General features: G+C 71.4%; 16 protein-coding genes. 6 read left to right on the top strand and 10 right to left on the bottom strand.

The window, feature by feature from the left end:
• Window positions 1-182: 182 nt before the first annotated feature.
• Window positions 183-914: a macro domain-containing protein gene (locus tag QFZ75_RS14465; protein ID WP_307537103.1), complete on the top strand. Its 732-nt coding sequence runs from the start codon at window positions 183-185 to the stop codon at window positions 912-914.
• A 96-nt stretch (window positions 915-1,010) separates the two neighbouring features.
• Here QFZ75_RS14465 and QFZ75_RS14460 read toward each other — a convergent pair whose 3' ends face one another.
• The 3 genes from QFZ75_RS14460 to QFZ75_RS14450 all read right to left on the bottom strand — a co-directional run bounded on the left by QFZ75_RS14460 (window position 1,011) and on the right by QFZ75_RS14450 (window position 4,057).
• A complete protein-coding gene (locus QFZ75_RS14460; protein ID WP_307537101.1) occupies window positions 1,011-1,715 on the bottom strand; it encodes a nucleotide-binding protein in 705 nt (234 codons plus the stop codon).
• Window positions 1,712-3,322, bottom strand: coding sequence for a hypothetical protein (locus tag QFZ75_RS14455; RefSeq protein ID WP_307537100.1), 1,611 nt, complete (start codon window positions 3,320-3,322; stop codon window positions 1,712-1,714). The genes QFZ75_RS14460 and QFZ75_RS14455 overlap by 4 nt, the downstream gene beginning before the upstream one ends.
• A gap of 66 nt (window positions 3,323-3,388) precedes the next feature.
• On the bottom strand, window positions 3,389-4,057 hold the full coding sequence (locus QFZ75_RS14450) for a hypothetical protein (RefSeq protein ID WP_307537099.1): 669 nt from the start codon (window positions 4,055-4,057) through the stop codon (window positions 3,389-3,391).
• 451 nt (window positions 4,058-4,508) lie between these two features.
• Between QFZ75_RS14450 and msrA (QFZ75_RS14445) the strand changes: the two genes are divergently transcribed.
• Window positions 4,509-5,021, top strand: a complete 513-nt coding sequence (gene msrA, locus QFZ75_RS14445; RefSeq protein WP_307537097.1) for a peptide-methionine (S)-S-oxide reductase MsrA — start codon at window positions 4,509-4,511, stop codon at window positions 5,019-5,021.
• Between the two features lie 129 nt (window positions 5,022-5,150).
• Here msrA (QFZ75_RS14445) and msrA (QFZ75_RS14440) read toward each other — a convergent pair whose 3' ends face one another.
• Window positions 5,151-5,819: a peptide-methionine (S)-S-oxide reductase MsrA gene (gene msrA / locus QFZ75_RS14440; protein ID WP_307537095.1), complete on the bottom strand. Its 669-nt coding sequence runs from the start codon at window positions 5,817-5,819 to the stop codon at window positions 5,151-5,153.
• A 95-nt stretch (window positions 5,820-5,914) separates the two neighbouring features.
• Entirely contained in the window at window positions 5,915-7,033 is a 1,119-nt protein-coding gene (locus tag QFZ75_RS14435; RefSeq protein ID WP_307537094.1) for a hypothetical protein, read from the bottom strand.
• 132 nt (window positions 7,034-7,165) lie between these two features.
• Between QFZ75_RS14435 and QFZ75_RS14430 the strand changes: the two genes are divergently transcribed.
• Entirely contained in the window at window positions 7,166-8,320 is a 1,155-nt protein-coding gene (locus tag QFZ75_RS14430; RefSeq protein ID WP_307537093.1) for a cystathionine gamma-synthase, read from the top strand.
• A gap of 91 nt (window positions 8,321-8,411) precedes the next feature.
• On the opposite strand, the gene QFZ75_RS14425 is transcribed toward QFZ75_RS14430, so the two are convergent.
• The 3 genes from QFZ75_RS14425 to QFZ75_RS14415 form a co-directional block, all read right to left on the bottom strand.
• Window positions 8,412-8,663: a hypothetical protein gene (locus QFZ75_RS14425; protein ID WP_307537091.1), complete on the bottom strand. Its 252-nt coding sequence runs from the start codon at window positions 8,661-8,663 to the stop codon at window positions 8,412-8,414.
• The gene (locus QFZ75_RS14420; protein ID WP_307537090.1) at window positions 8,660-9,169 is read right to left on the bottom strand and encodes a sigma factor-like helix-turn-helix DNA-binding protein; all 510 of its coding nucleotides are present in this window, start codon (window positions 9,167-9,169) and stop codon (window positions 8,660-8,662) included. The genes QFZ75_RS14425 and QFZ75_RS14420 overlap by 4 nt, the downstream gene beginning before the upstream one ends.
• Before the next feature lie 263 nt (window positions 9,170-9,432).
• A complete protein-coding gene (locus tag QFZ75_RS14415) occupies window positions 9,433-9,933 on the bottom strand; it encodes a MarR family winged helix-turn-helix transcriptional regulator (protein WP_307544476.1) in 501 nt (166 codons plus the stop codon).
• A 162-nt stretch (window positions 9,934-10,095) separates the two neighbouring features.
• On the opposite strand from QFZ75_RS14415, the gene ilvA reads away from it, so the two are divergent.
• Window positions 10,096-11,325 carry a threonine ammonia-lyase gene (gene ilvA, locus QFZ75_RS14410; protein WP_307537088.1) on the top strand — a complete coding sequence of 410 codons (1,230 nt, stop codon included), beginning with the start codon at window positions 10,096-10,098 and terminating at the stop codon, window positions 11,323-11,325.
• A gap of 78 nt (window positions 11,326-11,403) precedes the next feature.
• On the opposite strand, the gene greA is transcribed toward ilvA, so the two are convergent.
• Together greA and QFZ75_RS14400 are read right to left on the bottom strand one after the other, a co-directional pair.
• The gene (gene greA / locus QFZ75_RS14405; RefSeq protein ID WP_307537087.1) at window positions 11,404-11,901 is read right to left on the bottom strand and encodes a transcription elongation factor GreA; all 498 of its coding nucleotides are present in this window, start codon (window positions 11,899-11,901) and stop codon (window positions 11,404-11,406) included.
• Between the two features lie 235 nt (window positions 11,902-12,136).
• Window positions 12,137-12,529 carry a DUF4307 domain-containing protein gene (locus QFZ75_RS14400; RefSeq protein WP_307537085.1) on the bottom strand — a complete coding sequence of 131 codons (393 nt, stop codon included), beginning with the start codon at window positions 12,527-12,529 and terminating at the stop codon, window positions 12,137-12,139.
• Between the two features lie 126 nt (window positions 12,530-12,655).
• Between QFZ75_RS14400 and mca the strand changes: the two genes are divergently transcribed.
• Window positions 12,656-13,537: a mycothiol conjugate amidase Mca gene (mca, locus tag QFZ75_RS14395; protein ID WP_307537083.1), complete on the top strand. Its 882-nt coding sequence runs from the start codon at window positions 12,656-12,658 to the stop codon at window positions 13,535-13,537.
• Between the two features lies 1 nt (window position 13,538).
• Window positions 13,539-13,793 carry a hypothetical protein gene (locus QFZ75_RS14390; protein ID WP_373465871.1) on the top strand — a complete coding sequence of 85 codons (255 nt, stop codon included), beginning with the start codon at window positions 13,539-13,541 and terminating at the stop codon, window positions 13,791-13,793.
• The last annotated feature ends 20 nt before the right edge of the window (window positions 13,794-13,813 follow it).

Genomic DNA, 13,813 nt, shown 5'->3' with positions numbered 1-13,813 from the left:
CGCGGGGGCGTTTCCGGACGCGATTTCGGATAGCAGTGCGATTTTCTCGGTTGTACGGGACGGAGCGCGCCCGACGGGTTTTCGCCCACAATGCGGCGCTGGCTTTCGCCGGGATATCCGCGGTTCTGCAGTTCGTCGGGCAATTCTTCCCGCAGAGCTTTACCCGTCCCGGCCTGATCGCCGTGGTGTCGGTGGCGGCCTGTCTGATGTGGGGGCTGGGCCGGGCCCGGCCGGTGCTGCAGGTGGAGCAGGTGTTCCGGCGGCCCCGCATGAAGGTGGTGATCGAGGCGGGAGACGTCTTCGACCAGCCCGCGCATCTCGTCGTCGGGTTCTGCGACACCTTCGACACCGCGTCGGCGGACGGAGCGGTCATCAGCGCCGACAGCGTGCAGGGACAGTTGCCGGCCCGCCGGTACGGTGGCGACGTACGGCGCCTGGACGCGGAACTGACCGCGGCGCTCGCCGGAGTCGCCCCGGTCGTGCGGGAGGACCGGGAGCGTAAGCCGCTGGGCAAACTGGACCGGTATCCGGTCGGCACGGTGGCCGTCCTGGGGGACCGGCCGAGCCTGGTGTTCGCCGTGGCGTACAGCCGTATCGGCAACGACTGCGTGGCCGCCTCCGGTGTGGAGGAGCTCTGGTTCAGCCTCGGCCGTCTGTGGGACGCCCTGCACCGGCACGCCCAACTGGGGCGGGTGGCCATGCCGTTGGTCGGGTCGGGGCTCTCCCGGCTCGACCACCTCGACCAGGACAGCCTGCTGCGGCTGATCCTGATGTCCTTCGTCGCGCGGTCACGGGAGGGCGCGGTCTGCCGGGAACTGCGGATACTCGTACGGCCCGCCGATCTGGAGCACATCGACCTGCGTGAGATGTCCGCCTTCCTGGGCGCTCTCGCCTCGGGGCTGGACCGCGTGTGAGACAGGAGGAGGGACGGGCACCCCCGGGGGCCCGTCCCTCCTCCTTCCCGGCCTCTTCCTCTGCGGCCTTTTCCTCTGCGGCCTTTTCCCTCCGGTTCAGGCGAGACGCCGGTACGCGGACAGATTCCGGAAGTGCCGGGTCTCACGCCATTCGGGCCGGGTGTCGTCGAGTTGGCAGCCGGCCAGTTTCAACCGCGCGACGATCTTCGCGAGGCTCGATTCCGAGCCGTCGAACCGGATGACGTTGATGCCCGCGGTGTCGGCGACATGCCGCAGCCGGCCCACCTCGACGATGACGGTCCGCGCGGGGTAGGCCATCAGCACCATGCCCAGTTCGATCAGCACGTTCTGCCGGGGCTGACCGGTGAGCTGGGTCTCGTCGTCCCGCTCGTGGTTGCCCAGAAGGCGCGGATGGAGTTTGGCGACATCGTCCGGGGTGAGCAGGACCAGGGCCGCCTGCGCCTGCGCCGGCGCGTTCATCACCACGTCACCGAGGAAGGGTGCCGCCTTGCCGGTGGCCCGCACCAGTTCCTCCCACTCCAGCGGGCGCAGGTCGAGCCGGCGCAGCAGCCCGAACATCGTCTGCCGCACCTCTTCGTCCCGGCCGTGCACGACGAAGACGCTGCGGCTGCGACCGTGATCCTGATTCTGGTCCTGATTCTGATCGGCGGGCACCTGTGCGGACGCCCGTGGTCCGGCGGCAGGGGGCGTCGGCGACGCGTGGTAGTTGTAGCCGAAGTTCCTGTTGTCGCCGCCGAGGACGATCTGGCTGTTCTCTCCGAACGTGTGGTTCTCGCTCATGACGACTGCGCTCCTCGGCTGCCGGGCGAGTGGGGATCCGCCGGCTGGTGGTTGTATCCGAAGTTCTCGTTGTGTCCGCCGAAGACCGCCTGGGTATTGTCCCCGAAAAGGATGTTGGTCTGCGCGCGGTCGTGGTCCGCGAGATCCACGTTGTGCTCCTTCAGGAACAGACGGATGTTGTGGAGCAGGCGGCGCTCGACGATCTGCGTGTACTTCAGGGCATCGGATTTCTGGAAGAAATGGTGGAAGGTGTCGCTGGTGGCCATTTCCCGGACGCTCGTCAGCGCGCCGCAGTCCACCGAGTCGTTCGCGTAGCGGCCGAGGCGGAATTCACTGCTGTCGGCCGGCGCGCCCTCGACGGCGAACCGCAGAGCGGTCCGCCCGTCCTGCCCGGGGCGCACCATCGCACGCACCGGCGGCGGCAGGAAGCGTTCGGGGAGCAGGCGCAGCGGCCACAGCGACAGTGCCAGGCACCTGCGTACCCCGGCCGTCAGCGTGTCCCGGGCGACACGCAGGGCCAGGCTGCCGTCGAAGGTGCCCGGCAGCAGGTCCACGAGGTGGAAGTCCCGTACGAGCGGCCCGAGGACATAGGTGTGGAACTCGGTGTGCAGCGTGTCGCCCTTGAGGTCGAACCCGACGAAGACCGAGGTCACCAGCTCCTCGTTCCAGGAGGCGACGCGCACGCACAGGTACTCGCGGGCGGAGTCGTAGTCCTCCCGCCAGTGGATGGCCGGGAGGTCGCCCGCACCGGGCAGCTGGGACCAGCCCGCGCCGACCGTCCGGTCGTTCGTACGGATCGCCGTGGTGTAGCGGCGCTGCTCGACGGTCAGCCCCTCGATGCGTTCGTCCCGGCGCGCCTCGTCGCGCAGTTCCGCCCGCATCCGGGCGGCCACGTGCGCGGTGATGTCGTGGACGGTGAAGGGCAGGACGGATCTGCGCTCCACCTCGTCCAGGCCGGGTCCGGACCCGTCGAAGTCCTGCCGTGCGGCGATGCGCGTCCTGGGCGCGCCGAGCAGCAGCTGGGCGTTCGACCAGTCGCGCAACTGCTCACCGGCGCCGACGAAGGGCCGGAAGCCTCCGTACAGGACGAGGCCGTCCTGGGTGGACTGCTCATGGTCGATCTTCCTGATCAGGTCGTCGGTGAGCTCGCCGGTGGCCGGATAGGAACCGTCGAAGCCCCCGTCGGGGCCGGTCTCCTTCAGGCGGGTCATCAGGATGTGCAGAGTGACGAGACGACGCAGGTAGGCCGAACCCCACAGCACCCAGCACAGCAGTTGCACGCCCATGAAGGGGCCCAGTGTGCCTCTGCTCATCAGCAGGAGGAGCACGAGAGCCGAGCCGGCGGCCACGCCCGACTGGATGCGGTGCAGCCGGCGTGCCGCGAGAGCGTGGGCGAGGACCGACACGGCGTCGTAGCCGTACGACGGCGCGACCACTCTGAAGTGGTGGGTGAACAGTTCCCGTACGACGGCCCGCCGGTAGCCGGGGTCGAGATAGGTGCCCGCGGACAGCAGGCGGGTGGCCTTGGTCCGTGCGTGCGCGCGGGCGGTCGGCGGCTCCCCGGCCGGCCGGCCGGGCGGATGGGGACGCAGCGCCTGTGTGCTCACGATGGTTCAGTGCTCCGCTCGTCGCTCATGTCGGTGTACCTACCGGTCCCGGGCACGCCCGGGACGTCAGTCGGTCGGGGTCGCCTTGCCGCTGGTGATCTCACCGTCGCGGACGGTGTAGACGGCGTCGTACGACTGCGACGAACCGTCCGTCTCCAGGGCGTCGAGGACCAGCCGCACGACCTCCCCCTCCACGGACACGATGCTGATGGTGTCCCGTTGGGTGGTGGCGTAGCCCGAGACGAACGTGTCGTAGTCCTTGTCCAGGTTCTTGCCGCCCAGATCCCAGGCGGTCCGGTAGTCACCGTCGTTGATCGCCGTGAAGTAGGCGGTGACGACCGCTTGCGGCCCGGTGTCCGCGGTGCCGTCCGGGGTGGCCTCGTCCGACGGGGTGGCGGACGCACCTCCGGCGTCCTCGGGCTGCGTCGCCTCGTCGGTGGTGGCCGTGCCGTCGTCGTCGTACGTGCCGCCGTCGTCGTACGTGTCGTACGTGTCCGGTACGGCGGGTTCGGTGTAGGAGGGTGCCGACGAATCCCAGGGCGGGGTCTGCGCTCCGGTGCCGTCCGGGCCGGAGCCGCCGAGCAGTCCCAGGAGCAGGACGAGCGGAAGGGGTGCTCCGACGAGGGCGAGACCCCACGTGCGGGCGGTGCCCGCCGGCGGTATCAGCCCGTCGGCGCGGTAGGGCGACGGCGGGTCCGGCGAGGCGGGGGCGGGCGGCGGTCCGGAGTCGTTCATGGGGCACTCCAACAGTCACGACAGTGCACTGGCTCGCTCACTCCGACTGCTGCACGGCCGGCGCCACTCGCTGCGATCCGGTCCCGGCCCGTCACCCGGTACCGGTGGGCGCGGGCGGCCGGACGGCGGTTCCGGTCCGACGGCCGTCCGGCGGATGCGCGGTACGGACGAGCCGGCCGGAACGAGCGCGAGAGAAAGCTGATTGACACCACGGATGACACCAGCCCCACCGCTTCCGCCACCACGACCGATCCGCTTCCGATCCACTTCCGGGCGCGGAGGGCGGCGACGGGTCCACGAGCACAGGGCCACGAGCACAGGGCCGGGGCCATGTGGGCCGGTACGGAATCGCTGGGGACCCTCACGCGTTGAGAGAGCGGGCAGCGGCCGCCGGTGACGTGCGAGCCGGACGGCCCGAGTATCTGGACCGATGAGTTTTTGGAGGGTCGCGATGGCTGCGCAGACGCAGAGGGCCGTACTGGCGGGCGGATGCTTCTGGGGGATGGAGGACCTGATCCGCCGGCTCCCCGGCGTGACGGCGACCCGGGTCGGATACACCGGCGGGGACGTGCCGAACGCGACGTACCGGAACCACGGCACGCACGCGGAGGCCATCGAGATCCTCTTCGACCCCGAGGTGACCGACTACCGCGCGATCCTGGAGTTCTTCTTCCAGATCCACGACCCGAGCACCAAGAACCGCCAGGGCAACGACATCGGCCTCAGCTACCGCTCGGCGATCTACTACGTCGACGACGAGCAGAAGCGGATCGCCGAGGACACGATCGCGGACGTGGACGCCTCCGGGCTGTGGCCCGGCCGGGTCGTCACCGAGGTGGAGCCGGCCGGCCCCTTCTGGCAGGCCGAGCCCGAGCACCAGGACTACCTGCTGCGCTACCCGGACGGCTACACCTGCCACTTCCCCCGCCCGGGCTGGCGCCTGCCCGCCCGCACGGAGAGCTGACCGCACCCGCATCCGCACGTACCGGCCGGCCGCGTGTGCGGTACCCCGGCACCCAGGGCGCCGCCCACCGGATCACAACCGGTCGGCGGCGCCCGCGGCGTGTCCACCGGCTCCCGCCGCGCAGGACACTCAGCCACCGGCTCCCGCCACACCCACGGGGCACGAGACCCCCGTCCCGTCGATCCCGCAGTACCCCGCCGGGTTCTTGTCCAGGTACTGCTGGTGGTGGGCCTCCGCCGGGTAGAACGGGCGGTCCTGAGCGGGGAGGATCTCCGTCGTGATCGTGCCGCGGCCGGCGTACGTCAGGGCCTTCTGGTACGCCGTGCGGGAGGCCTCCGCCGCGGCGGCCTGGGCCGGGGTGTGGGTGTGGATCGCGGAGCGGTACTGGGTGCCCACGTCGTTGCCCTGGCGGAAGCCCCGCGTCGGGTCGTGGGACTCCCAGAAGAGCTTCAGCAGGCTCTCGTACGGGATCACGGCGGGGTCGTGCACCACACGCACCACCTCGGCGTGGCCCGTCAGGCCCGAGCAGACCTCCTCGTACGCGGGGTGCTCGGTGAAGCCGCCCTGGTAGCCGACCAGGGTCGTGCGGACGCCGGCCGGGAGCTTCCAGAACAGGCGCTCCGCGCCCCAGAAGCAGCCCATGCCGAAGTCGGCGACCTCCAGGCCCGCGGGGTACGGGCCCAGCAGCCGGGTGCCGAGCACGGTGTGCCGCTCGGGAACCGCGTACATCGGCCGGGAGCGGCCGCGCAGCGCCTCCTCGGCGGTGGGCAGCCTCGGTGTACGGCCGTACTGGAACATGGGCCCTCCTCTGCGGTGGCCGGCCAGGACGGCGGCCGGTCACGGCAACGCGGGCACGCGCCCCGGCATTCCGGACGCGGTGCCCGCGGCGCCGCTCAGAGGGACAGCGTCGCCGGACTCCCGCCGTTCGCCTCGTAGCCCGCCACCGCCAGCGCGCGGTACACCGCGTAGTCCGCCGCCGGGTCCCGCGTCAGGGTCCACGGCAGGGCGCCCACGTGACCGTCCACGTGCACCAGCTGGTCCATCGCCTCCGACCAGCGCTCGCCGCGGACCAGGAAGAAAACCAGCAGATGGCGCACGTGGGCGAGCATCGGGTCGTCGGGGCGCGCCGAGTGGACCGCGTAGAGCGCCCCGTGGACCGCCCTGGTCACGACCTCGCTCTGGTGGAAGCCGCTCACGAGGTTCACCTCGGGGAGGTGCTCGAAGACCGCGAACAGCGGCATGGCCGCCAGCAGCGAGCCCTTCGGGGCGCGCGCCGCGGCCGCCTCCGCGAACGAGTACGCCGTCTCCCGCGAGCCGTGCCACTTCTCGCACCAGTAGTGCAGCGCCGCCAGATGCGCTCCCATGTGCGCGGGAGCGCGGTCCAGGATCTTCAGCCAGAGCTTCTCGAACTCCGGCTGCGAGTACGCCAGCCCACGGGCCACCGACAGCTCGATGATGTACGGGATCGGGTCGCCCGGAGCCAGCAGCGCCGCGTCGTCACAGGCCGCCCGCGCCTCCTCCATGATGATCCGGAACTCGTCCGTCCCCGGCGACGACGTACGCCACGCCTGCTGCACCAGGAACTCCGCGTGCACGGCGGCGCCGCCCGCGTCCTTGGCCTGCTCGGCCCGCCACACCCGCAGCCACTGCCCGCCGGGGCTGTCGCTCACGCCGCCGGGACGCTGCTGCAGTTCGAGCGAGGCGGCGCCGGCGAAGGCCTGGACGCGCTGCCAGCGCCGCTCGCCCTCCGTCTCCGTACCGGCGAGGAGCTGTGCGGCCGCGCGGTGGTCCTGGGTGCGCTGCACCAGGTCGAGGACCTCCAGCAGGTCCTGGTCGGGGCCGGGCATGCGGATGTCCAGCTCCTCCTGGCGCAGGAAGCCGTAGTTCGCCGGGTCGGCTCCGTCCGGGTCGCCGGGGGCGACCTGCTGGATACCGACCCGCCTGCGCCTCAGAATCGGCCCCAGGGCGAACCCGATCATGAGCAGGGCCATCAGGACCCAGAGAATCTCCATGCCACAAGCGAACCAGACGGGCCCGACAATTGACCAACCAGGTCCGCGACTCCTGTGGAAAACCTCCGGGACGGCCCCGGTGAGGGCACGTCCGCCGTCACCATGCCCGCGGGCGGACTACCCTCGGTGCCCATGAGCGACAGGCACATCAGCCAGCACTTCGAAACCGTGGCGATCCACGCGGGCAACACCGCCGATCCCCTCACCGGCGCGGTCGTCCCGCCGATCTACCAGGTTTCGACCTATAAGCAGGACGGCGTCGGAGGCCTGCGCGGCGGCTACGAGTACAGCCGCAGCGCCAACCCGACCAGGACGGCCCTGGAGGAGAACCTCGCGGCCCTGGAGGGCGGCCGCCGCGGACTCGCGTTCGCGTCCGGACTGGCGGCCGAGGACTGCCTGTTGCGTACGCTGCTCAGCCCCGGCGACCACGTGGTCATCCCCAACGACGCGTACGGCGGCACGTTCCGTCTGTTCGCGAAGGTCGTCTCGCGGTGGGGGGTGGAGTGGTCGGTCGCCGACACCAGCGACCCCGCGGCCGTACGGGCCGCCATCACCCCGAGGACGAAGGCCGTCTGGGTGGAGACCCCCTCCAACCCGCTCCTCGGCATCACCGACATCGCCGCGCTCTCGCACGTCGCGCGCGAGACCGGCGCGAAGCTGGTCGTCGACAACACCTTCGCCAGCCCCTACCTCCAGCAGCCGCTCGCGCTCGGCGCGGACGTCGTCGTGCACTCGCTGACCAAGTACATGGGCGGCCACTCGGACGTCGTCGGCGGTGCGCTCGTGGTCGCCGACCAGGAGCTCGGCGAGGAGCTCGCCTACCACCAGAACGCCATGGGCGCGGTGGCCGGTCCCATGGACGCCTGGCTGGTGCTGCGCGGCATCAAGACGCTCGCCGTCCGCATGGACCGGCACAGCGAGAACGCCACCCAGGTCGCCGAGATGCTCACCCGGCACGCGCGCGTGACGCGCGTGCTGTACCCGGGCCTGCCGGAGCACCCCGGTCACGAGACCGCCGCCAAGCAGATGCGGTCGTTCGGCGGCATGGTCTCCTTCCGGGTCGAGGGCGGCGAGGAGGCGGCCGTCGAGGTCTGCAACCGCGCCAGGGTGTTCACCCTGGGGGAGTCCCTGGGCGGCGTCGAGTCCCTGATCGAGCACCCGGGACGGATGACGCACGCGTCCGTCGCCGGGTCCCTCCTGGAGGTCCCCGCCGACCTGGTGCGCCTCTCCGTGGGCATCGAGAACGTCGACGACCTCCTCGAGGACCTCAAGCAGGCCCTGGCGTAGAGGACCTGGAGCGGGTCCCGGGGCAGAGGTTCTCCAGCAGGCCCCGGGCCGGCCGGACCACCGGCCCCGCCGGCCTCCCGGCGGTCCGGGCTCACCAGCCCGTCAGCGGTGGAGTCGTCTCCGACGGCGGCTCCACCCACGGCCGGGCGACCGACATCCACACCACGAACGCCACGGCCGCCGCGAGCAGCAGCAGCCACATCAGGCGGCGGGCGGCCGTCCGGCGGCGCAGCATCCGGCCGCCCCTGCGGACCGCCTCCGTGTAGATCTCCGGGGGGACGGACGGCTGCGGCTCGTCCAGGATGCGCCGGGCATCGGCCTCCCAGCGGCTCACCGGGCTCATGACGGCACCACCTTCGCGATTGGCGCGGCGGCTTCCCGCGGCGGGTGCAGCAGCGTCGCCACGGCCCGCGCGCAGATCACCCGTACGCGCTCGGCCGGCAGTCCCAGCAGGGCCGCGGCCTGTTCCTCCGCGACGCCCTCGTACAGCCGCAGCACGAGGATCAGGCGTTCCTGGGGGGTGAGGTGGCGCAGGACGCCGTCGGGGGCCGAGCGGCCGCGCAGGTGTGTCCGGCCCAGCCCCCCGTGCTGGTGCCAGGCCCCGCGCGCGAAGCGCACCGCCATGTACTGCCGGGCCCGGTCGTACGGGTCCTCGCCGTGCAGCCGGTCCCAGACGGCGTACGTGTGGGCCAGGGCCGCGGTGAGCAGGCGCCGCGCGCGCGGATTGCCGGTGCGCGGCTCCGCGGTGAGCAGGGTGGCGGCATGCAGCAGCCGCCCTCCCGCACCCGCGACGAACGCTTCGAACTCCCGGGTACGGCGGGCGTTCCGGGACGCCTGCCGCTTTCGCACCGCGCCTCCCGACCGTGGGGAACCGGGCCCCTGGGGACGTACGCCGAGGACAGCCGCGTACGCCGGGACCCGATCTCATATGAGGCCAGCCGCGGCCCCTGGTCAAGAGGCCGGCGCGAGACGGGGTGCGACGGCACGAGACGGTTACGGGACGACGGGGCGCCGCGACCGGGCGGGACGGCCGGACGGGCGAGGAATCCCGGCACGCGCGCACGCGTACGGGCGTGTGCGGGGCGGTGTGGCCAGGAGCGCGTGCGGGCGGTTCAGGAGGGGGCCGGTGCGTCCACGGACGGTGACGCGGCCATCCGGGTGGAGAGCGCGACGTTGAAGCGGGTGAGCAGCGAGCAGAAGGCCTCGCGCTCCTCGGGCGACCACTCGTCGGTCAGCTCGGCCATCAACTGCCGCCTGGAGGAACGTACTTCGTCCAGCCGGGAGAGCCCGCGCGGCGACAGCTGGAGCACCACGGCACGCCCGTCCTCCGGGTGGGAGGTGCGCTTGACGAGGCCGGTGTCGACCAGCGGGGCCACCTGCCGGGTGACCGTCGACGAGTCGATGCCCATGCTCGCGGCGAGCGCCTTGACGCCCATCGGCCCCTCTTTGTCGAGGCGGTTGAGCAGCAGGTACGCCGCGCGGTCCATGGAGTTGCGCACCTGGCCGACCCCGCCGAGCCGGGTCTGTTCGGCACGGCGGGCGAACACCGCGACCTCGTGCTGCAGCGTTTCGAGAAGACCGGTGTCACCGGCGGTCGTCATGTCCATCGACATTCCAGGTGTTGTGGGCATGGCCGGGGGCTCTATTCATGCGTGGGGCTGGGTTGGGGGACAGAGTACGCGGACGGGGGGCGGGCCGTACGGGCGCTGGGCAAACCGGTCTCGGCCGTTGGTCACGACCGGTGCCGCGCGGTGTGAACTGCGAGACTGGTGGTCATGAGCTATCGCACGGCCGACTCCTTGCCGCCGGTGACCCTCGACGACGTGCGGGGAGCGCAGAAGATGCTCTCGGGCGTGGCGCGGACGACCGCCATGGAGGGCAGCCGGCACCTGTCGCGGCTGGTGGGCGCGCCGGTGCTCCTCAAGTGCGAGAACCTGCAGCGCACGGGTTCGTTCAAGCTGCGCGGCGCGTACGTGCGGATCGCGGGGCTCCTCCCCGAGGAGCGGGCCGCCGGGGTCGTCGCGGCGAGCGCGGGCAACCACGCGCAGGGCGTCGCCCTGGCCTCCTCCCTGCTCGGGGTGCGTTCGACGGTGTTCATGCCGGCGGGCGCGCCGCTGCCGAAGGTCGCGGCGACCCGGCACTACGGCGCCGAGGTGCGCTCGTACGGCACGGTGCTGGACGAGACGCTGGCCGCGGCCCAGGAGTACGCGGCGCGCACGGGCGCGGTCTTCATCCACCCCTTCGACCATCCGGACATCATCGCCGGACAGGGCACGGTCGGGCTGGAGATCCTGGAGCAGTGCCCCGAGGTGCGCACCATCGTCGTGGGGATCGGCGGCGGCGGTCTCGCCGCGGGGATCGCGGTCGCGGTGAAGGCCCTGCGGCCGGACGTGCGGATCGTGGGGGTGCAGGCGGCGGGCGCGGCCGCGTACCCGCCCTCGCTGGCGGCGGGGCGGCCGGTGTCGGTCGAGAACCCGGCGACGATGGCCGACGGGATCAGGGTCGGGCGGCCCGGGGACGTGCCGTTCCGGATCATCGACGACCTGGTGGACGAGGTCCGTACGGTCTCCGAGGACGCGCTCTCCAGTGCGCTGCTGCTCTGCCTGGAGCGGGCCAAGCTGGTCGTCGAGCCCGCCGGGGCGAGCCCGGTCGCGGCGATCATGAGCGAGCCGGGTGCCTTCGAGGGCCCGGTCGTCGCCCTGCTGTCCGGCGGGAACGTGGACCCGCTGCTGATCCAGCGCATCCTGCGCCACGGCATGGCCGCGAACGGCCGCTACCTGGCGGTCACGCTGCGGCTGACGGACCGGCCCGGCGCCCTGGCCACACTTCTCGGGGTGTTGTCGGTGGCGGACGCCAACGTCCTCGACGTGAGCCACGTACGGACCGATCCCCGGCTCGGGCTCACGGAGGTGGAGGTCGAGCTGCACCTGGAGACGAAGGGGCCCGAGCACTGCGCCGAGGTGAACGCGGCGCTGCGGCGGGCGGGCTACACGGTCATCGACTGAGGGCGGTCCGCACCGGCACGGAGAAGCCCCCGGCGCCGCAGGCACCGGGGGCTCGCCAGGGCGACGCGGTGGACGGGGTTACGCGGCGTACGGCTTGGCTTCGAGGACCTTCACCGAGGCGAGCTTGCCGTTCGGCAGCTCGTACTGGGCCTGCTCCCCGATCTTCTTGCCGTTCACGCCGGAGCCCAGCGGGGACTGCGGCGAGTACGTCTCGATGTCGGTGCTCGCGTATTCGCGCGAGGCGAGCAGGAACGTGAGCGTGTCGTCCTCGTCGCCGTCGAAGGCGATGGTCACCACCATGCCGGGCGCCACCGCGCCGTCGGCCGCCGGAGCCTCGCCCACCTTGGCGTTCTCCAGGAGCTGGGTCAGCTGGCGCACCCGGAGCTCCTGCTTGCCCTGCTCCTCCTTGGCGGCGTGGTACCCGCCGTTCTCGCGCAGGTCGCCCTCCTCGCGCGCGGCCGCGATCTTGGCAGTGATCTCCGTGCGCGCAGGACCAGACAGGTACTCCAGCTCGGCCTTGAGCTGGTTGTATGCCTCCTGGGTCAGCCAGGTGACGTTCTCGCTGGTCTGGGTCACAGGTGCTCCTCGTAGGTACTGGGAATACAAAGCATCGCCCTACTCAGAAGAATGTTCCTTCTCCGGTGGGCGAAACCACGAGCCTAACAATTGACGGGCCCCGCGGGGAGGACATAAGGCACCAGAACTACGTCGCCGCAGGTCAGCTGCGAGGAGTCGGAGTGATGCCCGTCAGTGTCGCGGACGCCCCGCCGCAGGCGCCCCGTGCGGTCGCGGGCGCCCCGTGCGTACGCGGTCAGTCCGCGTGACAGCCGAGCAGCTCGGCGGTCGTGCCGGGGGCCGTCGTGCGGAGCGTGAGGACCTTGTCGACGCGGGTCGCGTCCTGGCCGAACCGGAAGTCCGCGCGGCCTACCTCGGCGCCGTCCTCGGCCTGGGAGCGGATCGTGCAGTAGCCCGTGACGCCCGGGTCCTTGCGGACCTCCAGGTGCACCTTCACGGCGGAGTCCGAGGTGTCGAAGCTGATGACCTCGGCGCTGATCCTGTTCCCGGCCACGTAGTGGAAGGCGAAGAATCCGACCAGGGCGAGCAGGGCCACCCCGAGCACGGAACCGATGACCTTGAGCCTGCGGTCGGCGCGCCCGTCCGTGGAGCGGCCGTACCGGCCCTCGGGCAGCTGCACCGTACTCATGGTCGTCCTCTCCGGGGCGGGGGGCGGAGTTCGGGGCCCGGAATTTTTCGCCCGCCGGTTCGGTCACTATAGGAGTGCCGACCGCGCCGTTCCACACGGGGGCGCCGACTTGCTGAGGATTGAGTTTTGACTGACCAGCTGCGACTGATGGCCGTGCACGCCCACCCCGACGACGAGTCGTCGAAGGGCGCGGCCACCATGGCGAAGTACGTGTCCGAGGGGGTGGACGTGCTGGTCGTGACCTGCACGGGCGGGGAGCGCGGCTCCATCCTCAACCCCAAACTGCAGGGCGACAAGTACGTCGAGGAGCACATCCACGAGGTACGCAAGAAGGAGATGGACGAGGCCCGCGAGATCCTGGGCGTCAAGCAGGAGTGGCTCGGTTTCGTGGACTCGGGCCTGCCGGAGGGCGACCCGCTGCCGCCGCTGCCCGAGGGCTGCTTCGCCCTGGAGGACATCGACAAGGCCGCCGGCGAGCTGGTCCGCAGGATCCGCTCCTTCCGTCCGCAGGTGATCACCACCTACGACGAGAACGGCGGGTACCCGCACCCGGACCACATCATGACCCACAAGATCTCGATGGTGGCGTTCGAGGGCGCGGCCGACACCGAGAAGTACCCGGAGTCGGAGTTCGGCCCGGCCTTCCAGGCCCGGAAGCTCTACTACAACCAGGGCTTCAACCGCCCCCGCACCGAGGCGCTGCACCGGGCCCTGCTGGACCGGGGGATGGAGTCGCCGTACGGGGACTGGCTCAAGCGGTGGGACGAGTTCGAGCGCACCGAGCGCACGCTGACGACGCACGTGCCCTGCGCGGACTTCTTCGAGATCCGTGACAAGGCCCTCATCGCGCACGCCACGCAGATCGACCCCGACGGCGGCTGGTTCCGCGTCCCGCTGGAGCTCCAGCGGGAGGTCTGGCCGACGGAGGAGTACGAGCTGGCGAAGTCCCTCGTCGATACGTCCCTCCCCGAGGACGACCTCTTCGCGGGCATCCGGGACAATGCCTGACATGAGCGCAAGCCTGGCACTGACGCACCTCGTCCCTCTCGCCAAGGAGGTCGACGAGAACAAGGTCACCCCCGGTGTCCTCGGATTCATCGTCTTCGCGGTGATGGCCCTGGCGGTATGGGGTCTGATGAAGTCGATGAACCGGCAGCTGGGGAGGGTCGACTTCGAGGAGGACGCCGACTCCGAGGCACCGGCCGCCGCGGGGTCCGCCGGCTCGTCCGGTCCCGGCGGGAAGGCCTCCCCCGCGAAGGGCTGAGCCGGAGCGGGGCCGGCCTC

The organism is Streptomyces sp. V3I8 (genome assembly GCF_030817535.1).
Lineage (GTDB): Bacteria > Actinomycetota > Actinomycetes > Streptomycetales > Streptomycetaceae > Streptomyces.
This window is presented reverse-complemented; position numbering and strand designations above follow the sequence as displayed.

What these genes read in the sequence shown, in the direction of transcription:
- QFZ75_RS14460 (WP_307537101.1), bottom strand. Translation starts at nt 1,715, where the DNA reads ATGAGCGAGAACCACACGTTCGGAGAGAACAGCCAGATCGTCCTCGGC.
- QFZ75_RS14450 (WP_307537099.1), bottom strand. Translation starts at nt 4,057, where the DNA reads ATGAACGACTCCGGACCGCCGCCCGCCCCCGCCTCGCCGGACCCGCCG.
- msrA (WP_307537097.1), top strand. Translation starts at nt 4,509, where the DNA reads ATGGCTGCGCAGACGCAGAGGGCCGTACTGGCGGGCGGATGCTTCTGG.
- msrA (WP_307537095.1), bottom strand. Translation starts at nt 5,819, where the DNA reads ATGTTCCAGTACGGCCGTACACCGAGGCTGCCCACCGCCGAGGAGGCG.
- QFZ75_RS14435 (WP_307537094.1), bottom strand. Translation starts at nt 7,033, where the DNA reads ATGGAGATTCTCTGGGTCCTGATGGCCCTGCTCATGATCGGGTTCGCC.
- QFZ75_RS14430 (WP_307537093.1), top strand. Translation starts at nt 7,166, where the DNA reads ATGAGCGACAGGCACATCAGCCAGCACTTCGAAACCGTGGCGATCCAC.
- QFZ75_RS14425 (WP_307537091.1), bottom strand. Translation starts at nt 8,663, where the DNA reads ATGAGCCCGGTGAGCCGCTGGGAGGCCGATGCCCGGCGCATCCTGGAC.
- QFZ75_RS14415 (WP_307544476.1), bottom strand. Translation starts at nt 9,933, where the DNA reads ATGTCGATGGACATGACGACCGCCGGTGACACCGGTCTTCTCGAAACG.
- ilvA (WP_307537088.1), top strand. Translation starts at nt 10,096, where the DNA reads ATGAGCTATCGCACGGCCGACTCCTTGCCGCCGGTGACCCTCGACGAC.
- QFZ75_RS14400 (WP_307537085.1), bottom strand. Translation starts at nt 12,529, where the DNA reads ATGAGTACGGTGCAGCTGCCCGAGGGCCGGTACGGCCGCTCCACGGAC.
- QFZ75_RS14390 (WP_373465871.1), top strand. Translation starts at nt 13,539, where the DNA reads ATGAGCGCAAGCCTGGCACTGACGCACCTCGTCCCTCTCGCCAAGGAG.